The 24,051-nt window shown below is 70.2% G+C and carries 18 protein-coding genes; 5 read left to right on the top strand and 13 right to left on the bottom strand.

Annotation, left to right across the window (positions count from 1 at the left end; translation table 11 throughout):
• Positions 1 to 97: 97 nt before the first annotated feature.
• Complete coding sequence (locus DLM85_RS16410) at positions 98 to 877, bottom strand: rhamnogalacturonan acetylesterase (RefSeq protein ID WP_111479208.1); 780 nt, start codon at positions 875 to 877, stop codon at positions 98 to 100.
• Positions 878 to 1,140: 263 nt separating this feature from the next.
• Between DLM85_RS16410 and DLM85_RS16405 the strand changes: the two genes are divergently transcribed.
• Complete coding sequence (locus tag DLM85_RS16405) at positions 1,141 to 1,608, top strand: hypothetical protein (protein WP_111479207.1); 468 nt, start codon at positions 1,141 to 1,143, stop codon at positions 1,606 to 1,608.
• Positions 1,609 to 1,773: 165 nt separating this feature from the next.
• Here the strand turns inward: DLM85_RS16405 and DLM85_RS16400 are convergent, their stop codons facing one another.
• Complete coding sequence (locus DLM85_RS16400; RefSeq protein WP_111479206.1) at positions 1,774 to 2,727, bottom strand: aldo/keto reductase; 954 nt, start codon at positions 2,725 to 2,727, stop codon at positions 1,774 to 1,776.
• A 226-nt stretch (positions 2,728 to 2,953) separates the two neighbouring features.
• On the opposite strand from DLM85_RS16400, the gene blaOXA reads away from it, so the two are divergent.
• On the top strand, positions 2,954 to 3,775 hold the full coding sequence (gene blaOXA, locus DLM85_RS16395) for a class D beta-lactamase (RefSeq protein WP_111479205.1): 822 nt from the start codon (positions 2,954 to 2,956) through the stop codon (positions 3,773 to 3,775).
• A gap of 95 nt (positions 3,776 to 3,870) precedes the next feature.
• Positions 3,871 to 5,502, top strand: coding sequence for an N-acyl-D-amino-acid deacylase family protein (locus DLM85_RS16390; protein ID WP_111479204.1), 1,632 nt, complete (start codon positions 3,871 to 3,873; stop codon positions 5,500 to 5,502).
• Between the two features lie 9 nt (positions 5,503 to 5,511).
• On the opposite strand, the gene DLM85_RS16385 is transcribed toward DLM85_RS16390, so the two are convergent.
• The 4 genes from DLM85_RS16385 to DLM85_RS16370 all read right to left on the bottom strand — a co-directional run bounded on the left by DLM85_RS16385 (position 5,512) and on the right by DLM85_RS16370 (position 9,834).
• Complete coding sequence (locus DLM85_RS16385; protein ID WP_207891044.1) at positions 5,512 to 6,864, bottom strand: alpha-amylase family glycosyl hydrolase; 1,353 nt, start codon at positions 6,862 to 6,864, stop codon at positions 5,512 to 5,514.
• Between the two features lie 102 nt (positions 6,865 to 6,966).
• Positions 6,967 to 7,446 (bottom strand): DinB family protein, encoded by a 480-nt coding sequence (locus DLM85_RS16380; protein WP_111479203.1) that lies wholly within the window; start codon positions 7,444 to 7,446, stop codon positions 6,967 to 6,969.
• 18 nt (positions 7,447 to 7,464) lie between these two features.
• Positions 7,465 to 8,367 carry a WG repeat-containing protein gene (locus DLM85_RS16375; RefSeq protein ID WP_111479202.1) on the bottom strand — a complete coding sequence of 301 codons (903 nt, stop codon included), beginning with the start codon at positions 8,365 to 8,367 and terminating at the stop codon, positions 7,465 to 7,467.
• Between the two features lie 6 nt (positions 8,368 to 8,373).
• Positions 8,374 to 9,834, bottom strand: a complete 1,461-nt coding sequence (locus DLM85_RS16370) for an alpha-amylase family glycosyl hydrolase (protein WP_111479201.1) — start codon at positions 9,832 to 9,834, stop codon at positions 8,374 to 8,376.
• Between the two features lie 159 nt (positions 9,835 to 9,993).
• Here DLM85_RS16370 and DLM85_RS16365 point away from each other — a divergent pair, with 159 nt between their 5' ends.
• Positions 9,994 to 11,382 (top strand): hypothetical protein, encoded by a 1,389-nt coding sequence (locus DLM85_RS16365; RefSeq protein ID WP_111479200.1) that lies wholly within the window; start codon positions 9,994 to 9,996, stop codon positions 11,380 to 11,382.
• Positions 11,383 to 11,397: 15 nt separating this feature from the next.
• Here the strand turns inward: DLM85_RS16365 and DLM85_RS16360 are convergent, their stop codons facing one another.
• The 7 genes from DLM85_RS16360 to ggt all read right to left on the bottom strand — a co-directional run bounded on the left by DLM85_RS16360 (position 11,398) and on the right by ggt (position 21,486).
• Entirely contained in the window at positions 11,398 to 12,516 is a 1,119-nt protein-coding gene (locus DLM85_RS16360; RefSeq protein WP_111479199.1) for an acyltransferase family protein, read from the bottom strand.
• A gap of 51 nt (positions 12,517 to 12,567) precedes the next feature.
• Positions 12,568 to 13,023, bottom strand: a complete 456-nt coding sequence (locus DLM85_RS16355) for a hypothetical protein (protein ID WP_111479198.1) — start codon at positions 13,021 to 13,023, stop codon at positions 12,568 to 12,570.
• A gap of 12 nt (positions 13,024 to 13,035) precedes the next feature.
• Positions 13,036 to 13,479 carry a hypothetical protein gene (locus tag DLM85_RS16350; RefSeq protein WP_111479197.1) on the bottom strand — a complete coding sequence of 148 codons (444 nt, stop codon included), beginning with the start codon at positions 13,477 to 13,479 and terminating at the stop codon, positions 13,036 to 13,038.
• A 6-nt stretch (positions 13,480 to 13,485) separates the two neighbouring features.
• Positions 13,486 to 16,596, bottom strand: coding sequence for a TIM-barrel domain-containing protein (locus DLM85_RS16345; protein ID WP_111479196.1), 3,111 nt, complete (start codon positions 16,594 to 16,596; stop codon positions 13,486 to 13,488).
• Between the two features lie 116 nt (positions 16,597 to 16,712).
• Positions 16,713 to 18,071: a carboxylesterase family protein gene (locus tag DLM85_RS16340; RefSeq protein WP_111479195.1), complete on the bottom strand. Its 1,359-nt coding sequence runs from the start codon at positions 18,069 to 18,071 to the stop codon at positions 16,713 to 16,715.
• 10 nt (positions 18,072 to 18,081) lie between these two features.
• Positions 18,082 to 19,464, bottom strand: coding sequence for a hypothetical protein (locus DLM85_RS16335; RefSeq protein WP_111479194.1), 1,383 nt, complete (start codon positions 19,462 to 19,464; stop codon positions 18,082 to 18,084).
• 207 nt (positions 19,465 to 19,671) lie between these two features.
• Positions 19,672 to 21,486: a gamma-glutamyltransferase gene (gene ggt / locus DLM85_RS16330; protein ID WP_165822170.1), complete on the bottom strand. Its 1,815-nt coding sequence runs from the start codon at positions 21,484 to 21,486 to the stop codon at positions 19,672 to 19,674.
• A gap of 145 nt (positions 21,487 to 21,631) precedes the next feature.
• Between ggt and DLM85_RS16325 the strand changes: the two genes are divergently transcribed.
• Complete coding sequence (locus DLM85_RS16325; protein WP_133257102.1) at positions 21,632 to 23,734, top strand: OmpA family protein; 2,103 nt, start codon at positions 21,632 to 21,634, stop codon at positions 23,732 to 23,734.
• Positions 23,735 to 24,051: the final 317 nt, after the last annotated feature.

The raw sequence follows: 24,051 nt of genomic DNA, 5'->3' as shown, positions 1-24,051 counted from the left end.
CGAACTGGGTTTGCTCCCGGACGTCAGCACGCGAGCTGTCTCGACAAGCGCGACATGAGGTTCTACTATCGTCGTTCAACTAAACCGTTGGGTCAGGTTACTTCGCCTGCGCGTCCACGGTCTTCTTGGATTCGCGCTTGACGATGCGCTCGGCCAGCTCCAGCTTGAGGGCGCGCACGTCGGCCAGCACCAGCTGGGCCATCTTGCGGGCGCCCAGCTCCGAAAAGTGGGTGTTGTCGTCGCGGCCGTCGGGGTAGTTCGGGTGTTCCCCGGGCTGCAGCTGGTTGAAGAGCAGCTTGCTGTTTTCCACCCCGAGCTGCTGCAGCAGGGCCATGCTGGTCTGGCTCAGGTCGATGAGGGGCACCTGATTGGCGCGGGCCACCTTGCGCACCAGCTCGGCGTAGGCCGCGTGGGTGTCCTCCACCCGGCCGGCCGCGTCGAACTTGCGGCGGGCCACCGGCGTGATGAGCACCGGCGTGGCCTTCTGGGCGCGCGTTTCGGTCACGAAGCGCAGCAGGTTCTGCTGAAACTCGGTTTCGGTGGTGTAGCTCTTTTTGGTGGGCACCTCGTCGTTGTGGCCGAACTGGATCAGCACGTAGTCGCCCGGCTTGAGGGCTTGGGCCACGGCCTGCCAGCGGTTTTCGGTGAGGAAGGTCTTGGTGCTGCGCCCGTTCTGGGCGCGGTTGTCCACGCTCACCGATTCGTCGAAAAACACGGCAAACGGGGTGCCCCAGCCGGTTTCGGGATACGCCTTGACCTCCTTCTGGGCCATGGTGGAGTCGCCGACGAGGTAGACCCGGATGGGCGCCGGGGCCGACGCCGTGAAAGCCGTGAGCCACAGGGCCAGCAGCACCCCGGCCACGAAACGAATGCGCATAGTGCAAGCCGGTGAGTGGGGAAAATGCAAGCGCCCGCGGCGCCAGCTCAGCGGCCCGAAGGCAGCGGCCGGCGCCGGGGCATTTCACTCACCACCCGATAGTTGCGGCTTTCTGGGGCGGCGTGCAAGCGGCTCCGCGCTTTTTTCTGCGCAATCGTTATCGGGAACGTTGCCATCTTTGGCGCGTAGTTAGGGCGCAACCTGCCGGCCCGGCCCTGCGTCTGTGCCCGAAGTTGTCGCCCCTGTTTTTCGCGCTATTGCTAATGACTGCTCTTACGCCTTCGGCTGCCCCCACGCCCTATTTTGATAACCCGGCGGGAAACATCTGGTACCACTCCACGGGCTACATCCGCCTGGAGTGGAGCCGGGCCCCCGGCCGCGAAGCCAACGTGCGCGACCTGTACAAGGCCGCCACCGAGGCCCTGAAGCACTTTGGCGTTACCCGGATTCTTTCCGACCACCGCCACATGCCCCCGATTTCGCCGCCCCTGCAGCGCTGGCTGGCCGAGGAATGGGTGCCCACCACCGCCCGCGAAACGGGCTACAACCGCGGCGCCGTGGTGCAGGCCTTTAACCTGTTCAACCGCATGGCCACCAATCAGATAGTCACGCAGATGACCAATACCAACGTGCCGGTCGCCGTCGACTACTTCGACAACGAGGAAGCGGCCGAACGCTGGCTGCTGAGCGACGACACGCCCCAGTCCGGCGCGGTCGGCGGGGGCGTGTAGGTCCTGACTGATTGCCTGATTCGTTCAGCGGCTCGCCCGGCCCGGTGCTGGCTTTTCGGCGAGGTGGCGCGTTCCGGCGCCTGAGCCCAGCACGACGCGGCCCCGGTAGCTGATGCTACCGGGGCCGCGTCGTGCTGGGCCAAACCGGGCGTGTGGGCGCTGGGCTCAGTAGGCGCTGGCCTGCTTCAGCGCCTCGAGGTCGGCGGGGCTGAGCTGCAGCTGCAGGGCCGGCAGCAGCTCCTCGATCTGCTCGGGCTTGCTGCCCGAGGCAATGGGCGCCGTCAGGCCGGGCTGGGCCATAATCCAGGCCAGGGCCACCTGCGCGGGCGTGGCCCGGTGCCGGGCGGCCACTTCGTCGACGGCCGCGAGGATGCCCAGGCCGCGCTCGTTCAGGTATTTCTGGCCCACGCCGCCGCCGCGGGCACTTTTCTGCAGGTCGGCCTGAGAGCGGTACTTGCCGGTGAGGAAGCCCGCGGCCAGGCCGTAGTAGGGAATCACGCCCAGGCCGTGCTGCTGCACCACCGGCAGCAGCTCCCGCTCGAAGTCGGCGCGGTCGTAGAGGTTGTAGAGCGGCTGCAGCGTCTCGTAGCGGGGCAGGCCGTGCTGCTCGCTGGCCTGCAGGGCCTCGGTGAGGCGCCGGGCCGAGAAGTTGGAGGCCCCGATGGCGCGCACCTTGCCCTCCTGGATGAGCTGGGCGTAGGCCTCCAGCGGCTCCTGCACCGACACCGTCTCGTCGTCCTTGTGCGACTGGTACAGGTCGATGTAGTCGGTCTGCAGGCGTCGGAGCGAGCCTTCCACGGCGCGCAGGATGTAGTCCTTTTTCAGGCCCTTATTGTCGGCGTCGACCTCCCAGCCCACCTTGGTGGCGATGATGACGTCGTCGCGGCGGCCGCGCCGGTGCAGCCACTGGCCGATGATGGTTTCGGACTCGCCGCCCACGTGGCCGGGTACCCACACCGAGTAGCCGTCGGCCGTGTCGATGGCATTGCCGCCGCCGGCCACGAAGGCGTCGAGGATGCGGAAGGAGGTGGCTTGGTCGGCCGTCCAGCCGAAGACGTTGCCGCCGAGCACGAGGGGCGCAATGCGCAGGCCGGAGCGGCCCAGTTCGCGTTGTTGCATGGATTCAGGGGTGATGATGGAGTGGCTATAACTGCCCGGGAGGGCCCGGGGTTTGAACGGCCGGGGTTGCGGTAGCGCGAACTTCAGCCCGCGGCTGTCAGAACGATTGGTGCGGGCTGTCATTGGGCGGGCCGAGAAGTTGCTATCCGCCGAACGCGGGCTACACCCCGCGCTACACTCCGCGCGGGGCGGTAACTTGCCCGTCCCAACCCTGCCCGTTGCCGCCATGCCCATTCACCTTTGCCTGCTGCTCCTGACCCTGCTGGGCCTGCCCGCCGCGCCGCCGGCCGGGCCGGGCCTGACCGAGCGCAACTTTCAGTCGCTCTTCGATAAATACGGCCTGCGCGGCTCGCTGCTGCTCTACGACGCCCAGACCGGCAAGTACGTGGCCTACAACCCGCAGCGCAGCCGGCAGGCCTTCATTCCGGCGTCCACGTTCAAGATTCCGAACACCCTCATCGGGCTGGAAACCGGCGCGCTCCGCGACACGGCCGAAGTGTGCAAGTGGGACGGCGTGCGGCGCAGCTTCCCGCAGTGGAACCAGGACATGACCTTCGCCCGGGCCTTGCGCGTGTCGTGCGTGCCGTGCTACCAGCAGCTGGCCCGGCGCGTGGGCGTGGCCGGCTACCGCCAGCAGCTGCGCCGCCTCGGCTACCCCGGCATGCAGGTGACGGCCGCCACCCTCGATACCTTCTGGCTGGGCGGCCCCTCGCGGCTCACCTCGTTTGAGCAGATCGGGTTTCTGCGCCGCCTGCAGGCCGAGCAGCTGCCCGTGGCCCTGCGCCACCAGCGGGCCGTGAAGCAGCTGCTGGTGCTGCAGAAAACGCCGGCCTACACGTTCTGCGGCAAAACCGGCTGGCGCTTCCGCTCGGCCCGGAACCGCGACATCGGCTGGTTTGTGGGCTGGCTCACGCGGGCCGACGGGCGTACGGTCTTCTTCGCCCTGAACGCCGAAACCCAGCCCGACCACGTAGCCGATGAGCGGTTTCAGACCGGCCGCCGCGCCATCGTGGAGCAGGCCCTGGCGGCGTTGGGCTGGCGGCCGTAGCCGCGGCCTGCCACCAGCGGCGCGGTTTGCGGCTCAATAAAGGACGCCGCCCCGGCGTTTTCGGCGACGCCCCCGCGAATGTCTATTTTGCACCTATGAAGCTTTTGTTGCGCTTTCTGCCGCTGCTGCTCGGGCTGGCCCTGCCGGCGCGGGCCCAGCAGCCGCGCGCCGACGTGCTCATCCGCCACGGCCGCCTCTACGACGGCACCGGCAACGCCTGGACCTACGGCGACGTGGCCCTCCGGCAGGGCCGCATCGTGGCCGTGGGCCGGCTGGCCGCCGATTACCCGGCCGATACGGTTATCGACGCCACCGGGCTGGCCGTGGCCCCGGGCTTTATCGACGTGCACACCCACATCGAGGACGACGAAGTGCGCCAGCCCACGGCCGACAACTTTCTCTACGACGGGGTGACGACGGTGGTAACCGGCAACTGCGGCTCCTCCCGGCTCGACCTGCGCCGCTACTTCCGGCTGCTCGACAGCACCCGGCTGTCCGTCAACGTAGCCTCGCTGGTGGGCCACGGCACGGTGCGCAAGGCCGTGATGGGCCGGGCCCGCCGCGCGCCCGCGGAAGCCGAGCTGCGGCGCATGGAAACGCTTATCGACTCGGCCATGCGGGCCGGGGCGGTGGGCCTCTCGTCGGGGCTGATTTACGTGCCGGGCACCTACAGCCGCCTGCCCGAGCTGGTGCGGCTGGCGCGGGTGGCGGCGCGCCACCGGGGCCTCTACGCCACCCACATGCGCAACGAGGGCGACAGCGTGGCCTTTGCCGTGCTGGAGGCCCTGCGCGTGGGCCGCGAAGCCGGCCTGCCGGTGCAGATTTCGCACCTCAAGCTGGGCGGGCAGCAGAACTGGGGCCACACCGCCGAGCTGCTGGGTCTCATCGAAACGGCGCGCCGCACCGGGCAGGAAGTCACCATCGACCAGTACCCCTACACGGCCTCTTCCACCTCCCTGAGTACCCTGCTGCCCGACGACGTGCAGGCCGACGGCGCCGACTCCCTGCGGGCGCGGCTGCAGCGGCCCCGGGTGCGGGCGGCGGTGCTGCGCAGCATGGTGCGGCGCCTGCACGCCCGGCAGCTGCGCCACTTCAGCTACGCGGTGGTGGCCAACTTTCCGCCCGACACCACCCTGAACGGGCTGAGCGTGGAGGAAATCAACCGGCGGCGCAGGCGCCCGCACCGCGCCCGCGCCGAAGCCGCCACCGTGCTGGAGCTGGTGCAGCAGCACGACGCCAGCGCCATCTTCCACGGCCTGAGCGAAGACGACGTGCAGCAGATCATGCGCTACCCGCACAACATGGTGGCCTCGGACGCGAGCATCCGGGTGTGGCGCGAGGGCGTGCCCCACCCGCGCGGCTACGGCTCCAACGCCCGCGTGCTCGGCCGCTACGTGCGCGAATTGCGCGTGCTGCCGCTGGAAGAAGCCATCCGCCGCATGACCTCGCTGCCGGCCCAGACCTTCGGCCTGGCGGGCCGCGGCCTGCTGCGCCCCGGCTACGCCGCCGACCTCGTGGTGTTTGACCCGATGACCGTGCAGGACCGCAGCACCTTCGCCCAGCCGCACCAGTACTCGGTGGGCATGCGCTACGTGCTCGTCAACGGCCGCATCACGGTGTGGGAAGGCCGGCACGTGGGCGCGCGGGCCGGGCAGGTGCTGCGCGGGCCCGGGGCCGCGGCGCCCGGCCCGCCGGCCGGGGAAACCGGGGAATCCCGGCGGCGCTGAGGCGCAGGGCTACACGACCACGCGCTCCAGCACCCGCCAGCCGTGGGCCGGCACGGGTAGGGCCTCGCCGGTGGCGCAGAGCAGCTGCTGGCCGCTGAACACGTCCTGCCAGGTGCCGGCCGCTTCTTCGGGCAGCGTCAGCTGGGCTTCAGTGGCCTCGGTGTTGAGGGCGCAGAGCACGGCGGCCGGGCCCCGCTCGCGCAGGAAGGCGTACTGCGCGGGGCCGCAGCGGAGGCGGCGGAAATGGCTGGTCGCGTCGCCGTTGCGCAGGGCGGGGTGGCGGCGCTTGAGCTGCAGCAGGCGGGTGTAGAAATCCTGCAGCGGGTAGTTTTGCCAGTCGATGGGGTCGGGGTCGAAGAACTGCAGGCGGCGGTTCAGGGCGGCTTCCTGGCCCGAATACACCAGCGGCATGCCGGGCAGCAGCACCGTGAGCACGGCGAAGGGCCGGGCCAGGGGCCCCAGCCGCTCGTACTCGGTGCCGTCCCAGCTGTTCACGTCGTGGTTGCTGGTGAAGTGCATCAGGTACACCGAGGGCGGGTACTTGGCCCGCTCGGCCGCCAGGTACGCGTCGATGGCGTGCAGGGGCTCATGGCCCTCGGCCACGCGGTCGAGCAGGTAGTGCAGGCGCAGGCCGAACGACATGTTGAAGGCCCGCTCCAGCAGCCGGGTGTCCGGGTTGAAGTCTTCCCAGCTCAACCCGCCCGAGGGGTACAGCTCGTCCCACTCGGCCAGCATGAAGATGGACTTCACCGCGTCCAGCTCCGGCCGCGCCGCGTCCCAGAAATCGGTGGGCACCAGGCCGGCCACGTCGCAGCGGTAGCCGTCGATGTCGGCCGCGCGCAGCCAGTAGAGCAGCGCGTCGGTCATGTAGCGGCGCAGCCCGGGCTGGCGGTAGTCCAGGGCTACCACGTCGGTCCAGTCGGGCACGGGCGGCACGAGCTGGCCGGCTTCATCGTGCTGAAACCAGTCGGGGTGCTCCGTGACGAGCGGGTTGTCCCAGCTGGTGTGGTTGGCCACCCAGTCGAGCAGCACCCGCAGGCCCAGGCCGTGGGCCGTCTGCACCAAGTGGCGCAGGTCGTCGAGGGTGCCGAATTCGGGGTTGACGGCGAAGTAGTCCCGCACCGCGTACTGGCTGCCGAGCGTGCCCTTGCGCCCCACCTGCCCGATGGGGTGAACGGGCATCAGCCACACGATGCTCACGCCCATGGCCGCCAGCCGCGGCAGGTGCGCCTCGAAGGCTCGAAACGTGCCCTCCGGCGTGAACTGGCGGATATTGACCTCGTAGATGGTGGCCTGGGCGGCCCAGGCGGGGTGGGGCACCCGAAACAGGTGCTGGTGGGGGTGCGGCTGGAGCTCGGGCACGGCGGCGCGTTCAGAATGACGAAAACAACGAGCCCCCGTGTACGCAAAACCCGCGGACAGGGCCGCAGGCGGAGTTCCGGCCGTTGCTGTCAGGCACTCCAACTAGGTGCGGATGACGTCGGTATCCACCGGCACGTAGCCCAGCTGCCGGCTCATGCTCAGCACCTGGCCCTTGTGGTGGAACTCGTGGGTGATGACGTGGGTGAACAGCTGCAGGGGCGTGAACGACAGCGGCGCGGGGCGGCCGGGCACCGCCAGCGGCGCGGCCTGCTGCTCGCGCCCCGCCGCGTACGCCAGGAAATCCAGCATCAGCGCATCGACGGTGGCAAAACAGGTGCGCGCGGCGGCCACGTCGGGCATAGCGGCCACGTCGAAGTAGGTGCGCGGGTGCTGCCGGGCCACCACGCCCAGCCAGTGCCGGTAGGTGTTGGCCGTGTGCAGCAGCAGGCTGCGGATGCTGCTGTCGTTGAAGGCGGGCAGCGGCACCACGAAATCGGCCGGGGCCAGGGCGGCGCAGTAGTCGAGCAGGGCGCCGCGGGCGCTCTGCACCAGGGCGTATTGGTCGCGCAGGAAGGCGTGCATAGGCAGGGCAACGGAAGATTAGCGAGGAATGCGGTATACGACCGTCTTGTTGCGCCGGTAATGGCCCACCAGCGTCGAATCGGTGCGCGTGATGTGGCTGAAGCGGATGGGGAGGACCAGGCGCCCCGTCGAGTCCACCACGCCTTTGCGGCAGGCGTCGTCGCCCACGATGGCGAAGCCGCGGTTGAACTGGTAAAAGGACGTGAGGCTGCGAAAATGCCCGATGGCGCAGAAGGGTATTTCGTACGCAAAGGGAGTAATGGCCTGGCCGTGCCGATTGATGAAGCCGTAGCCCGTAAGCACGGCCAGCCCGGGCTGCTGCACCAGCACAAAGCCGTTGCGGAATTCCCGATGGACGGCTTGGTACAACGGCGGAATAACCTCGCGGCCGGCCAGATCCAGAAAGCCCCACTTCCCTTCGCGCCGGGCCGCCAGGCGTCCTTCGCTGTACCGGTCCAGGTCTTCGTAGCGCGGCGGTATGATTTCTTGCCCAACGGAATCGATCAGGCCCCAGCCCTGCTGCGCGCGGGCCGCCAGCCACCGCTGCGGGTGCCGGATGCGGCGCAGCGAGGCATAGCGCAAGGCAATGACCACCGTGCCCTGCTGGTTGATGACGCCCTCCCGGTCATCCCGGTGAACAATGGCCTGGCCGTTCTGGAAGTCGCCGGAGCCGTACTGATACGGCCCGCCCGGCAGCGGCCGGCCGGCGCCGTCCAGGTAATACACGGGCATCGTCGGGTAGACGGAAATGCTGCCGGCGGCATTCAGCTTGTAGGCGGTGAACGGTGGCCCGTTTTTGCTCGCACTGACAAGAAAATAACCCAGCCGCTGCAGGCGGCGGGCCACGGTGTCCGGCGGCGGGGGCTGCCCGGCAACCGGCCGCCAGAGCAAGAGCAGGAGCAGAAAGCGCAACGCTGGCATTCGGGCTTAAGGCTGATGCGTGACAGCTCTTTCCAGCACGCGGTAGCTGTGGGGCGGCACGGGCAGGGCGGCGCCGGGGGCCAGCATGTAGGGCTGATCCGCGAAGACGTCGCGGTAGTCGCCGTGCCAGGCGGCGGGCACGGGCAGCTCGCGCAGCTCCGGGCCCAGGTTCACGGCCACCAGCACGGCCTCGGGGCCGCCGCCGCGGTGGCGCACGAAGGCGTACACGTCCTTGTCGGCGGCGGGCAGGCGAGTGAGCCGCCCGCAGGCGTCGCCGTTGGCCAGGGCGGGGTTGCGCTTCTTGAGCTGCAGCAGGCGGGTGTAGAAGTCCAGCAGCGGGTAATTGCCCCAGGCAATCGGGTCCTTGTCGAAAAACTTCAGCCGCTTCCGCATAGCCGCTTCCTGGCCCGAATACACCATCGGAATGCCCGGCAGCAGGGCCGCCAGCACGGCCTGGGGCTGCACGTCGGGGCCCAGCCGCTCGTACTCCGAGCCGTCCCAGCTGTTGATGTCGTGCGAGGTGGTAAACGTCATCAGGTAGCTGCTGGGCGGGTACTTGGCGCGTTCCGCCTGCAGGTACTTATCCACGGCGGCCACGGGCTGCCGGCCGCGGGCCACGCTGTCGAGCAGGTAGCGCAGGCGCAGGGCGTAGGTGGCGTCGAAGGCTTTTTCGAGCAGGCGGGTATTGGGGTCGAACTCGCCGGGCCGGAGGAAGGGCGGCGCGTGCAGCTCGTCCCACTCGGCCAGCATGAATACCGGCTTGATCTTCTCCAGCGCGGCGCGGGAGCTGTTCCAGAACTCGGTGGGCACCAGGCCGGCCACGTCGCAGCGGTAGCCGTCCACGTCGGCCTCGCGCACCCAGTACAGCAGGCTTTCGGTCATGTACTGGCGCAGGCCGGGCTGGGAGAAGTCGAGGTCGATGACGTCCTGCCAGTCGGCCACCGGCGCCACGAACTGGCCCTGCCGGTTGCGCGTGAACCACTCCGGGTGCTCCCGGGCCAGCTTACTGTCCCAGCTGGTGTGGTTGGCCACCCAGTCGAGGATGACGTACATGCCGCGCCGGTGGGCCTCGGCCACGAGGTGGCGCAGGTCGTCCATGCTGCCCATTTCGGGGTTGACGGCGCGGTAGTCGCGCACCGAGTAGTAGCTGCCGAGCGTGCCCTTGCGGCGCTCCTGCCCGATGGGGTACACCGGCATCAGCCACAGAATGCCCACGCCCATCTTCTGCAGGCGCGGCAAGTGCGCCTCAAAGGCCCGGAACGTGCCCTCCGGCGTATACTGGCGGATATTGACCTCGTAGATGCTGGCCTGCCGGGCCCAGTCGGGGTGCCGGATGGTGTATTCCGGCGGGGTTGCCGGGCAGTCCGTTTGCCCCGACGGGGCTTTTTCCTGGGTCGATTGGGACTGGCAGGCCGGCAGCAGGGCCGCGGCCAGCAACGTGGAGGCGAGGGATGGGAAAGGGCGCATAGGCCTAAACATACGCCATTCGGCGGCCCCGGCGGATATGCGCGCATGCGGCCGGGCTCCTTATTTTTGAGCGTTGGTTGGGCCTGCTGTTTCCGGACTCCTATTCAAGCTGATTCCATGTTGGGCAATCGTTTGCTGCGCAAATTATTGAAAGTGTGTATGCTGCTGGCGCTTGGCCGGCCCGCGGCCGGCCAGGCACCGGCAGGGCCGCGCCCGACCAACACCGACGACGCAAACTGGGAAGGGCTGCTGGGGCCGGGCAACGGCTTGAGCAGCTACGTACACGCCGTCCGGCAGGCACCCAACGGGGATATTTACGTCGGGGGGGATTTTACCAATGCCGGTACCAGCCCCAATGCCGACTACATTGCCCGCTGGAACGGCAGCAGCTGGCAGCCGCTCGGGCCCGGCCTCACCGGCTCGGTGTACGCCATTGCCGTGGCGCCCAACGGCGACCTGATTGTCGGCGGTAATTTTGCCAACGCGGGCGGCAACCCCGATGCCGACGGTATTGCGCGCTGGGACGGCACCAGCTGGCACGCCATCGGCAACCAGCTCTACGGGCGGGTATATGCCATCAAGGTGCTGCCCAACGGCGACATCATAGCCGGCGGCATCCTGCTGGACGCGGCCACCAACTCGGCCGGCGGCCTGCTGCGCTGGGACGGCAGCAGCTGGACGCGCCTGGGCGGCGGGGCCAAATTCAACGGCGACGTGTACGCCCTGGCCACCGATGCCAACGGCGACCTGCTGGTGGGCGGGGCTTTCAGCAACGTCTTTGGCGTGGCCGGGGCCACGAGCATTGTGCGCTGGACCGGCAGCGCCTGGCAGGCCCTGGGCGGCGGGCTGGGCGCCCCGGGCTCCAGCGTGCGCACCATTGCCCGGGAGGCCGGCGGCACCATCTTGGCGGGCGGCGAAGTGCCCGGCGGCCTGACCCGCTGGAACGGCACTAGCTGGCAGACCGTGGCGCCGGGCATCTTCGGTCGCGTGTCGGCGGTGGTGGTGGCGCCCAACGGGCAGCTCGTGGTGGGCGGCTATTTCGAAAACGCCGGGGGCAACCCGCTGTGCGACTACATCGGGCGCTGGGACGGCTCCACCTGGCAGCCCATGGGGAGCGGATTGAGCATTTTTGGCTTGTCGGGCTACGTATTCGCGCTCGACCTGACGGCCGGCAACGATGTCATTGCGGGCGGCGCCTTCACGCGCACCGGCGACGGCAGCCGCACTCTTGGGCGGGCCGCCATCTACCGCACCCGCGGCCTGCTGACGCCCAGCGCGGCGGCGTGGGCCCGGGAAGGCTGGGCCTTGTATCCCAGTCCGGCGCGGGAACAGGCCGTGCTGCTGGTGCCCGGGGGCCTGCGGCCGGGGCCGGTGGAAGCTACCCTGCACAACGCGTTGGGGCAGCGCGTGCGGCGTTTCGGGGCCGGGGCGGTGCCGGCCGGCGGCGGGCGCCTGCCGCTGGATGTGACGGGGCTGGCGCCGGGCTGCTACGTGCTGCGCGTGCAGCATCAGGGCCGGCTACTCAGCCACCAGCTCCTGGTGCAATAGAAGGCTATGGGCTGCCTAAGCCGCCTGATCGGCGGCGGAAGGGGCCCGCAGCCAGCGGTTCAGCGGCTGCTCCACCAGGTAGTACAGGCCGATGGCCAGCAGGTTCAGCAGCACGAACCCGAGGCCGGCACTGGCGCTGACGTGGTGCTTCAGCCACTGCTGCAGCACGCCCACGTGGATAAGGTAAAACACGTAGGAGCTTTTGCCCAGCACCTGCAGCGGGCGCGTGCCCAGCAGGCGGCTAAGCCAGGTGCGCTCGGTGAGCAGGCCGGCGTAGAGCAGCAGGATGCCGCCGGGAAGCACCGCGTTGTTGAGCACCACGCCCCAGGGCGTTTCCTGCCCAAACTCGTCGGCGGGGCCGCGCACGGCCGCCAGTGCGGCCACTACGGCCGCCAGCAGCAGCAGGCCCGCGGCGGTGAGCAGCCCCCGGGCCGGGCGCAGCAGGCCGCGGCGGTACCACAGCGCCAGCTGCACGCCCGCAAAGAACTCCACCGCCCGGCCGAAGAAGGTGAACAGCAGCATGAACAGGTAGTTGCCGAACAGGCCGTGGTGCTCCAGCCGCCCCAGCGTGTTGACGAGCACCACGCCCCCGCCCAGCAGGGCCAGCGGCAGCAGCCACAGCAGGCGCGGACGCCGGCGCAGCAGCGCAAAGGCCAGGGGCGCAACCAGGTAGAAGCATTCCTCCACCGTCAGCGTCCAGCCCTGCTGAATGCCGGTGTACTTGTAGTCGTCGAAAAAGCCGCTGAGGAAGGTCACGTTCAGCAGCCAGCTGCGGAACACGCTGGGGCCCTTTTCGAGGAAGACCACCGCGTAGGTGAGCGTGGTCAGCAGAAAAAACATCGGGTAGATGCGCGCCACCCGGTTGCGCAGGTAGCGGCGCCACCAGCGGCCCGTCCACTGCTCGGCGCCGAAGTAGCGCAGGGTGATGAGAAACCCGCTGAGCACGAAGAACAGCGGTACGCCCACGTGAAACTCGCGCAGCGCGTCGTTGGGCCACGTGCCCGCCGGAAACGGATTCTGGTGATGCAGGCACACGAGGTAAGCGGCCAGGGCGCGCACGCCCGTCAGGGCCGGCAGGTAAGCGCGGGCGGTGGTGGCCGCCGAAGGCGGGGAGGCTAGCGTAGGGGCAAACATGGGCGCGAAGGCGGTAACGGAACCGGCAAGATAGGGGGCGTCGGGCCAGGCTCAGCGGAAGTCACGCAGGCGCTTTTTGCTTAGCTCGTAGCTCAGAATGGCCGGGATGTAGAAGGTCACATCGGCCAGCAGCTTGGCCAGCAGCACGCCCCCGGCAAAGTGGCCCAGCCACAGCGGCAGGTAGTACATCAGCGCCGGCCGGATGACCAGCGAGTCGGCCAGCTCGGCCACGCCGAACTCCACCAGCAGGGCGCGCACGTTGCGCCCGAACGTGGCCCAGTCGTAGCCCCGGCCGGCGGCGCGGCGCTGCTGCCGGGCCCGGTGCATGTCGGTGAGCAGAATGGTGCCGAAGTAGAGCACGTTGCCGGCCCAGGTGCCCGCCAGCGCCGCCGTCACGCGGCTGTGCGTCAGCCCCAGGGCCAGCCAAGCCCCGGCCAGCGTGGCCAGCAACGACAGGATTTCGGCCGGCAGGTAGCGGCGCAGCCACTCGCGGAGTTTGCGTTTCATGGGCGGAGCATATCAGAGCGCGAACCAGCCCACTACGAAATACAGGAGCAGCAGGGCCGCAAACGCCGCCGCCAGCGGCAGCACCGCCCGGCGCGGCACCACCAGCAACACCAGCACGGCCACGGCGGGTACCACCACGCCCACCAGCAGCGACACGGCCACGTAGCCCAGGCCGGTATAGCGCCCGGCCCGCTCCAGCACCCGGATGTTGTAATCGTAGAACCAGCGGCTGAAGGGCGCAAAGCGGTGGCGCGCCACCGTCAGCGCGCCGATCAGCAGGGCGGCCCCCAGCACCAGCGGGCCACCAAGGCGGGGACGGCGCAAGGCCAGCACCAGCAGCCAGCTCAGGGGCGCGAGCAGGCAGTACACCAGGATATTCAGCTCCGGGTAGCTCAGGCCCGTAGCGCGGCAGGTAGCCACGAACACCCGCACGATGTCGTCGAACAGCTGCTGCATGGCGGCTTAGGGCTGAGGCGGCAGCACCACCAAGCGCTGCCGCTGCCCGGCCAGCTCGGCCCAGTACACGCCGCCGGGCACCGGGTGGCCCTGCGCGTTGCGGGCGTCCCAGGCCAGGGAGTGGGCGCCGGTGGTACCGTCGATGGCCAGAGTGCGTACCAGCGTGCCGCGGCTGTCGAGCAGGCGCAGGCTGGGGCCGGGGCCGGGCCGGTGCACGGTGTAGCGCAGCGTGGTGCGGCCGCGCAGGGTGCGCTCGGTGGGCGCTTCCAGGGTTAGCGCGTCGGGGTCGAGGTAGCGGGCCGGCGTGAGGTCGAGGCGCAGGCCCTGCACCGTCAGGCTGGCGCGGCGACTGGTATCGTTCAGCGTGAAGCGCAGGTGCAGGTTGCGGGCAGGCGCGTCGTAGCGCCAGGCCTCGGCCGGCAGGGGCCGCCCGGCCAGCAGCACGGCCGTGGGCGTGGCGGCCACCCGCGGCAGCAGCAGCTCGATTACTCGCTGGGTGGACGCCGCGCCGGGTGGCGCAAACCCGGTAAGCGTGGCCGTGATGCTGGCCTGCGCGCCGGCCACGACGCCCTGCAGCGTCAGCAGTTGGTAGGCGGCGGGAGCGGCAGTGCGGCCGTCGTCGTCGTACGCGGTGAAGGCGGTGGTACCGGCTGCGGGGTCGGCGAAGTACTGCACCTGCAGGGTGTCGGGGCGGTAAAGGGCGGTGCTGGGGCGGTAGCGGGTAAGGGGCACGAAGGCGCCGGCCCGCACCAGCAGCGGCAGGTGGTGCAGCGGGGCCGGGCGGCCCACCGTCTGGCCGCCGGGGAGGGTTTCGTGCGAGTCGAAGTCTATCCAGGTGCCGGCGGGCAGCACCACGTTGCGGCGGCGCTGCCCGGGCTGCAGCACTGGGGCCACCAGCAGGTTGGAACCGAGGAAGAACTGGTCGTTGACGTCGGTCAGCGACGGGGCGTTGTCGCGCCGAAAGGCCTGGCGCCGATTGGCCCGCAACTTCTCGGCGCCCCAGGCGCTGGAGGCATTGGTGCTCCAGCTCCAGGTGGGCTCGGCGGGCTGCCGGGCGCGGGCCGCGTCGTGGCGGGCTTCTTCGCGCATAGCCGCCGTGTCGGCCTGCCAGTTGCCCGTTTCCTGCCAGGCATCGGCCAGGCCCGCCGCCAGCTCTTCCGCCGACAGGCCTTGCTCGACGTCGGCCTGCACCGCCGTTGCGCCATAATTCAGAGGCCGGGCCAGCGGGGTGCCGGTCTGCGCGTTTTCCCAGGCCAGGGAGTAGAGGTAGGGCAGCAGGCGGTAGCGCAGGTGGGTGTAGGGACGCACGGCGGCCTGGGTGGCGGGCGGCCACTGGTAGGGCTCCGGGGGCACTTCGGGGCCGCCGTGGGGCCGCAGAATGGGCCCAAGGCTGGCCAGCTGCAGCCAGCGCGTGTACAGCTCAGGGTCGGTGGGGCCCACGCCGAAACCGCCCGCGTCGGAATGCATGTAGCCCACCCCGCCCAGGCCCAGGCTGAGCATGATGGGCACCTGCGCCTGCAGGCCCGACCAGGACCGGTTCACGTCGCCCGACCAGGGAAACACGGAGTGGCGCTGCACCCCGGCCCAGCCCGAGCGGGCGAGGTTGAACAGGCGCTCCTGGGGGTAGTGGCGGGCGTAGCCTTCGCTTAGGATGCTGGCCCACCGCTGCCCGTAGCCGTTGTGGGTGCGGCGCGTCGGGCCGGCGTCGTAGTACATGTCGGCGGGCTGGTTTTCCGGCTCGCCGAGGTCGGTCCACCAGCCGGCCACGCCGTCCTGCTTCAGCCGGGCGTACTGCTCCCACAGCCACTGGCGGGCGGCGGGGCGGTACATATCCAGCAAGGTGGCGGGCCCGGCCCAGAACGACTCCACGGTGTAGGGCTGTCCGGCCGCGTCGCGCCCCACCAGGCCCTGGCGGCGCACCAGCGCGTCGTTCAGGGAGGCGCGCATCACGTAGGGCTCCGAAATCAGCAGGGTCTTGATGCCCAGCGAGTCGAGGCGGCGCGTCAGGCGGCGCGGGTCGGGGAAGCCGGCGGGCGCCCAACGGAAGTCGCCCTGCTGCCGGGTGCCGCCAAACCAGTAGAGGTCGAGCACCAGCGCGTCGAGCGGGAAATCGGCCTGGCGCATGCGGCGCGCCACCTGCAGCATTTCGGCTTCGGATTTGTAGCCGAAGCGGCTTTGCAGCAGGCCCAGGCCCCAGCGCGGCGGCAGCGGCTGCCGGCCGGTGAGGGCGGTGTAGCGGCTCAGGATTTCGGCGTAGGAGTCGCCGGCCACGATGAAATAAGCCAGGCTGCGCAGCCCCTCGCCGCGGTATTCGAGCACGTTTTTATCCGTCGCGCCCAGGTCGAGGGTGCCGGGTGCGTGGTGGTCGAAGAAGAGCAGGTAGCCCCGGCTGCTGAGCACCGTGGGCAGGGTCAGGTTCAGCGTCGGCTCGCCGTTCTGGTAGCCGTAGTGGGCTTCGTTGTAGAGGATGAGCCGGCGCCCGCGGCGGTCCAGGGGCAGGGCCCGGGAGCCGGTGCCGTAGAGGTGCTCGTCGGGCTGAAGCCGGAAGCTGACGCCGGTGCCGCCCGCCCCGCCGAGCTGCTCGAACGCGCCGCCGGCTTCCTGCGCTACAGTTTCGCCCTGGGCGCGCTGGTAGCTCACGCGTAACGGGTTTTTCTGCACCACCACGGTGTAGCAGTCGTGGTGCAGCTCTACGGCCGCGGGCGTGTTGAAAACGCCGGAGCAGATGTCAGGGCCGTAGCGGGCCACCTCAGCGAGCATTGGCGGACCATCGCAGCCCGGTCGGCATGTGAAGGTGCGGACCTGCGGCGCCTGCACCACGCTCAGCGACGAATCGGGGCGCACGGGCTGGCCGGCGGGGTACAATTCCACCCGCACCACGCCCTCGGCCCAGGGCCGCACGCGCAGGGTAGCCCCGTCAGTGCTGCGGATGGTCAGGGTGCCGTTTTGGTACGAATGGCTGCGGTAATTGCCGATGGCGCGCGTCGGCACCGGCGTTTCGCGCCGCCCGAATGGGTCCTGGGTAGGCGGACTGCCGCCTTCGCGCTGGGCCCGCGCGGGCGTGCTCAAAGCGGAAAGCACCAGCAGGGGCAGCAGGCGGCGAAGACGGGTCGGCATCGGGGAGGCGGGAAAGGCGTGGGCGCCGCAAAATACAGGCTTTGGGGCCGCCGCCGGGCGGGCGGCGGTGCAAAGCCGCGCCGTTCACGCGCCGCCAAGCGGCCCGGCCGCCGGGGCTAGCCGGGAGCGGCCCCGGTGGCCGGCCGCACCCGGTGCAGGGCCAGCACGCCGGGAATGGTGGCCTGCTCGGGCAGTTGGCCGCGGCGGGCAAACTCAACCCAGAGCTGCCGCAGCTGCCGCCCGGCCCGGTCGATTTCGGCCCAGTCGGCGCGGCCGAGCAGGGGTACCCGGGCCCAGGTGGCTTCGGTGCCCAGCAAAAACGGCAAATCAACGGTGTGGGCCGCCCCGAACGCGCTGCCGGGCGCCTGGTAGGTGAGCGTGAAGCGGTAGGCGCGCCCCCCGGCCGCGGCGTGGCGCCGGGCAAAGGCATCGGCCGGGGCGCCGTAGATGCGCCGCGACACCTGCTCGACCAGCAGGCGCACCGCCGGCCGGCCCAGCAGCGGCACCCGGCCCAGCCACCGGAATTTCGGGTCGATGACGGCGAAGAAGCGCACTTCCTCCGCCGTGGTGCCGATGAGCACATCGACGCGGGCCGCGGCCGCCCGCCAGGCCGCGTCGAGGTCGGCTTCGGGCGGCAGCGGCTCGGCGCCGTACTGGGTGCCGAAGGGCATGCCGGCTTTCAGGCCGAAGCGCCGGGCCGCCCGCCAGGCCTGCGGCTCGCGGGCCAGCACGTCGGCGGGCGTAGCCGCGCCGGGCAAGGCGCCCACGGCGGCCGTCATGGCCCGCGTGAGCGGGGCGCGGCCCGGGGCTAGGCCCAACGGCGCGCTGTGCAGAATGACGCGCCGGAACAGCCCCGCCGCGCCCCGCGCCACCAGCAGGTGGGCCGCCGCGTCGCCGCCCGAGGAGTGGCCGAGCAGGGTCACGCAGGCCGCGTCGCCGCCGAAGGCCGCGATGTTGCGCTGCACCCAGCGCAGGGCTTCCAGCAGATCGAGCAGGCCCAGGTTGGGCGGCGTGCCGCCCTGCTGGCCCAGAAAGCCGAACAGGCCCAGCCGGTACGTCACGGCCACCACCACCACGCGCTGCTCGGCCACCAGCCGGGCCGGGTCGTAGAAGGGCAGGTCGCCGGCGCCGGTCACGTAGGAGCCGCCGTGAATCCAGACCAGCACCGGCAGCTGCTCGGCGGGCCGGCGGTCGGCGGGCGTGGTCACGGAAAGGTGCAGGCAGTCCTCGTCGAAGCGCGCCCCGGCCCAGAAGTCGCCCAGCGCCTGGGCCAGCAGCTGATCGGGCGCCTGCGGGCAGGCCGGGCCGGGCTGCCGGGCCGGGATGGGCGCAGCCGAGGGCGGCTCGGGCACCGGCGGCTGAAAGCGGGCGGCGCGGGCGTAGCGGATGCCCTGCGCGCGCAGCACGGCCCCGTCGCGGCGGCCGATGATGCGGCCGGCGGGGGCGTCGAACTGGGCAAAGTCAGAAGTCGTCATGCTGTCCTGCTTACTGTTTTTTCAGGTTGCCGTTGCGGTCCAGGCGCGCACAGGGGTAGCTCAGGCCGGGCTCGGTGCGGCCCAGCTGCTCGCGGGTGTAGCGGTACACCCGGTCGCCCCCGAAATGGCGCACGATTACCTCCAGCTCCGGCGTAAGCAGACAGCGGGCGTAGTTTCCGTCCTCATCCCGCAACTCGAACGAGACGCAGCGGTCCAGGTAAGCATCGGTGGCGTTGGGCAGACAGGCCTGCTCCGGCAGCGCTTTATCGCGCTGCTCGTCCCGGATGCGCCGGCTGACGGAAGTGGTGTTGTTGAACGACACGGCCAGCCGGCGGGCCGGGTGGGCGGCCACAAAATCCAGCAGAAACGGCACCAGGCGCAACTGCCCGAGGTAGTAATCGGCTTTGCGCAGCAGCGAGTCGGGGGGAAACAACTGGCCGTCGTCCTGAATGGTCAGCGACACAAACAGGCTCACGCCGGCGGGTAGGGCGGGGTCGCGGGCGGTGCAGGTCAGGCGCGGCTCACCCTGCCACTGCCAGTCGTACGAGCCCGGGTCCTCCTGCGCGTCGGCTATGGGGTAGCGGCCGGCCAGCCGCGCCAGGGCCGGCTGAAAGTTTAAGTAGGTCAGGGCGTTGAGCTTTTGCGCGCAGCGGTCGGCGTAAATCTGGCGCGCCAACGCCAGCAGCAGGTCGTGGCGCTCGAAGTAGAAGGTAGTGCCGCTTTCGGTGGCGGGCAGCAGCGCCAGCAGCAAGGGCGCCAGGCCGGGGTTGTAAAACACCCGGTCGTGGGCGTCGCGCCAGGGCAGGCCGAGTGGCTGCTGGCTGGCTTTCAGGACAATGGTTTTGTGCGGGTATTCCAACCGGAGGCGGAAACTGGTGTTGGTCGAGCGGTGCATGACGGCGTAGTGGTACCTCAGCACGTACCGCCGGATGGCGTAGTCGATGTTCGCCGGCCTGGCCAGCTCCTGCCGCGCCAGGGCCAACTGCCGGGCGTTCCAGGAGCGGCGCATATGCCGCAGCGAGTCGAGCAGCCGCGGCTGGCCAAACTCCTCGTAGCGTAGGCCCAGGTCAGACAGGGTCAGGCGGCGCCGGCGGTGGGTGGCCTCCCAGGCCAGGCGCCTAACCGCGGCGCGGTCTACCACTTTCAGGAAGTGCCGCAGCGAGTCCACAAGCTTGTTTTCCTGCCGCAGCGTGCGGTACAGGCGGTAGCCGTCGGGCCCGGCCACCAACTCGTAGCGGTAGATATACGTGCCGTAATAGCCGGCGAAGGTTTCGTCAGTGATGCTGACTTTCGTCGGCAGCGACGAGGCCCGCCCCGGCGACGAAACGGCCAGTGCCAGCAGCAGGAGTAGGGTTCGGAGAAGCTGAGTCAAGTAGGTCAAAGCCTTGCGCATAAGCAGGTGGCTGGCGTCGAATCGGCGAGACGCGGCGGCGCGCCCCGGGGCCGGCTCGCAAGCGGCGTTTGGGCCGGCGAACAGCGTGGCCGAATCGGGGCAAACCCGCGGTCCGGCCCCGGCCCGCTGGCCGCAAGCCTGCCCGAAAGTCGGCGCCGGGGACGCCGGCGGCCAAGCCGGCGCGGGCGGCGCACGGCCGCTGCGGCTTTAGTACCCGGCCGCCGTGTCGTCGCCGCGCGGGTCGGCGCCGCCGCGCAGGGTGCCGTCGGGCAGCCGCTCGATGAGGTCGATGCGGCCCCAGGCGCTGCGTGGGTTCAGCTTGTAGCCGCGGCGCTGCAGCTCGGCTTCGGCGGCGGGCGTGAGGGCGCCGGCTTCCACGTCGATGTGGTCGGGCAGCCACTGGTGGTGCAGGCGCGGGGCGGCCACGGCCTGCTGCGCATCCAGGCGGTAGTCGAGCACGTTCAGCGTGGCCTGCAGCACCGAGGTAATGATGGTGCTGCCGCCGGGCGTGCCCACCACCAGCCGCAGCCGGCCCTTTTCGGTGACGATGCTCGGCGTCATCGACGAGAGCATGCGCTTGCCCGGCCCGATGGCGTTGGCCGTGCCGCCGATGACGCCGTACATGTTCGGCACGCCGGGCTTGGCCGAGAAGTCGTCCATTTCGTTGTTGAGCAGAAAGCCCGCGCCGGCCACCACCACCTTCGAGCCGTAGCCTCCGTTGAGCGTGGTGGTGCAGCTCACCGCGTGGCCCGCGGCATCCACGATGCTGTAGTGCGTGGTCTGGTCCGGCTCGTAGCCCGGCAGCCCGGCGCCGGCCGCCACCTGCGCCGAGGGCGTGGCCGCGCTGGCCGCCGTGACGCCGGCCATGCGCTGCTTCAGGTAATCGGGCGCCAGCAGCTGCGCGACGGGCACGCGCCCGAAGTCCGGGTCGCCGAGGTAGGTGGCGCGGTCGGCGTACACGCGCCGCTCGGCTTCGGTGATGAGGTGTACCGCGTCGGCCGAGTGCCAACCCAGGCGGCGCAAATCGTAGGGCTCCAGCATCTGCAAGAGCTGCAGCAGGGCCACGCCGCCCGAGCTGGGCGGCGGCATGCTGATGACTTCGTATTGACGGTAGCGGCCCCGCAGCGGGGTGCGCCACTTGGGCTGGTACTGGTCGAGGTCCTGCTGGCTGATCAGGCCGTGGCCGCGCTGCATTTCGGCCAGCAGCAGGCGGGCGGTTTCGCCGGCGTAGAAGCCGGCGCGGCCCTGGTCGCGGATGCGCGCCAGCGTGGCGGCCAGAAAGCGGTGGCGAATGGTGTCGCCGGGCTGCCAGGGCCGGCCGGGCCGCTCGTAGGCGTTGGGCAGGTGGCCAAACTCGGGCACCTTCACTTCCGCGTGCAGCTGGGGCGACACGTCGGCGTGCTCGTAGCGGCTGCCGGTCTGCACTTCGGTGGTGATGAACTTGGTCGCGTTCAGCCCGGCGGCTTCCTTGCTCGTCAGCGCCAGGCCCTTGGCGGCCAGGTCCACGGCCGGCTGCACCAGCTCCCGCCACGGCAGCTTGCCCAGCTTCTGGTGCAGGGCCCACATGCCCGCCACCGTGGCCGGCACGCCCGCGGCCAGGTGCCCCCGGGTGCTCAGGTCCGCCACGACGTTGCCCTGCTTATCGAGGTACATATCCCGCGAGGCCTTGGCCGGAGCCGTTTCCCGAAAATCCAGCGCGCCCACCGCGCCGTCGGCCCCGCGGTACACCACGAAGCCGCCGCCGCCGATGTTGCCGGCCGCGGGCAAACTCACGGCCAGGGCAAACTGCACGGCCACCGCGGCGTCGTAGGCGTTGCCGCCCCGGCGCAGCACTTCCAGCCCGATGCGCGTGGCCTCCGGGTGAGCCGAAACCACCATGGCCTGCCGGGCCGTGACGGGCGCGGCGGCCGCGGGCAGGGGAGCAGCAGTGGGCGTGGTGGCCGGGGCCGCGGCGCGCTGGCAGGCCGGGGCCAGCCCGAGCAGCGCAATCAGCCCGAGCGGGAGCAGGGAACGGTGGAGCATATGCAGCCAAGATACGGCCGCTGGTGTCATGATAGGGCAGGAGGGTAAGAGGGCAGGAGTTTTCGAGGAAAGAAGTTCGTCGCTTTTATTATCCTGAAACTCACTGCCCCTACCCGCATACCCTCCCGCCCTCATACCCTCCCGCATGCGCCACCGTTACTGCCCGCCGTTGTTTGCCCTGGCTTCGCTGATCTGCCTGCCCGCCGCGGGCAGCGCGGGCCAGGCCCTGCCGCCCAACCTGCTGCTCGACGACACCTTCGACGACAACCGCCAGGGCTGGCGCACCGGCCGCACCGACAACGGCACCTTCAGCCTGGAAGGCGGCAGCTACCGCCTGCTGAATCAGCAGGCCGTGAGCTTGACCTACCAGGCGCTGCCGCTGAACACCGCCGCCGACTACGCCCTCGAAGCCACCGTGCAGCAGCGCGGGGCGGGCCGCGGCGGGCTGTACTGGGCCGCCGCCGACGAGGACAACGGCAACGTCTTCGCCCTCGAAAACGACGGGCGCAGCGTGGTTATCGGGCGCTGGCAGAAGGGCAAGTGGGAGGAGCTGCACCCCGCCGCGGCCCTGCCCGGCGCCGCCGGCGCGGCCCACACGCTGCGCGTGCTGGTGCACAACGGCGCGGCCAGCTACTTCGTCGACGGCCAGGAAGTGTGGACGCAGCCGGCGGCGCGTACCTTCGGCACCGGCGTGGGGCCCTACGCCAGTCGCGCCACCGAGCTGCGCCTCGACCGCCTGCGCGCCTGGCACGTGGCCCGCATCCGCCTCGCCCCCGACGTGCCGCTGACCCTGGAGCGCACCGCGCTGGGCGCGGCCATCAACGAGCCGCGCACCCGCGAAACCAGCCCGCGCGTGAGCCCCGACGGCCGGCAGCTCTACTTCGCCCGCGACGTGCAGTCGGGCCAGCCGGGGCAAAACCTCGACATCTTCGTGGCCCAGCGCCAGCCCGACGGCCGCTACGCCGAAACGCGCAGCCTCGGCTTCCCGCTCAACAACGAGGGCAACAACGCGGTGGAGAGCATCACGCCCGACGGCAACACGGCCCTGCTCATGAACCTCTACCAGCCCGACGGCCACCCCCGCCCCGAGCGCGGCGCCTCCCTGGCCCGCCGCCGCCCCGACGGGCAGTGGGGCGTGCCCGAGCCGGTGCGCTTCCGCGCCCTGCCGCCCGCCGCCCAGCGCGCCGACTACTTCCTAGCCGCCGGCGGCACCACCATGCTGCTGGCCCTCGATGCCCCGAGCCACCCGCAGAAGTGCGACCTGCTGGTGAGCCACCTCACCCCGCGCGGCGACTGGACCGAGCCCAAGCCCCTCGGCCCGACCATCAACACGCCCGGCGACGATTACGCCCCTTTCCTCGCCCCCGACGGCAAGACGCTGTACTTTGCCTCGGGCGGCCACCCCGGCTTCGGCGGCGACGATATTTTCGTCTCAACGCGGCTGGACGAAACCTGGACCAAGTGGAGCGAGCCGCTGAACCTGGGCCCGGGCATCAACACCCTGCAGGACGACGGTTATTTCTCCGTCACGGCCGCCGGCGACTACGCCTTTCTGGTGGGCAGCAACGAACAGGGCGACTACGACCTGTTCCGCGTAACCCTGCCGCCCGCGCTGCGCCCCAAGGCCACCGTGCTGCTGCGCGGCCGGGCCGTGGACGCCCGCAGCGGCCAGCCGCTCCCCGTCGCGGCCGACATCAAAGTGGAGCTGCTGCCCAAAAACACGCCCGCCGGCCAGGCCACGGCCGCCTCGGCCGGCAAGTTTCAGCTGACCCTGCCCGGCGGCGCCAGCTACACCCTGCGCGCCTCGGCCCCCGGCTACCTGCCCCTGACCCAGGAGCTGGACCTCACGGCCAGCACCCAGTACGGCGAAATCAGCCGCGACCTGCCGCTCACGCCGCTGTCGGCCGGGCAGCGCATGGCGCTGAACAACCTGTTCTTCCAGCAAAGCAAGGCCGACATCCTGCCCACCTCGCGCCCCGAGCTGGACCGCCTCGTGCAGGTGCTCAAGGACAACCCCGAACTGAAAATCCGCCTCGAAGGCCACACCGACAATCAGGGCGACCCGAAACTGAACGTGAAGCTCTCCGAGGAGCGGGTGCAGCACGTGCAGCAGTACCTGGTGGCCCAGGGCATTGCCGCCGGGCGCCTGCAAACCATCGGCTACGGCGGCGCCAAGCCCGTGGCGCCCAACGACAACGAGTACAACCGCCGCAAAAACCGCCGGGTGGAGCTGGTGGTGCTGGAATAGGCGCCAGGCTGATTCGGGTGAACAGCAGGCCCAAAGAACGTCCTGCTGAGCCTGGCGAGGCAGCTCTACCGCTTCGTTGCACCGCTCACTAGCCCAGGGTTTAAAACTCTGGGCCATCGGTAGGGCAATGGACACCCGGCCGTCAGGCCGAGCTGGCCGAGACATCCCGCTTGCTTCGTTGAACCACCAAAGCAGAACATCATGCTGAGCCTGCCGAGGCACCGCTACCGCTGATGTCGGGTAATAATTTCTATCTGGCGAAGCGCTAGAGATGCTTCGACTTTGCTCAGCATGACAATTACGGCCATCAGCGCGCG

The organism is Hymenobacter edaphi (assembly GCF_003258365.1).
GTDB lineage: Bacteria > Bacteroidota > Bacteroidia > Cytophagales > Hymenobacteraceae > Solirubrum > Solirubrum edaphi.
This window is presented reverse-complemented; position numbering and strand designations above follow the sequence as displayed.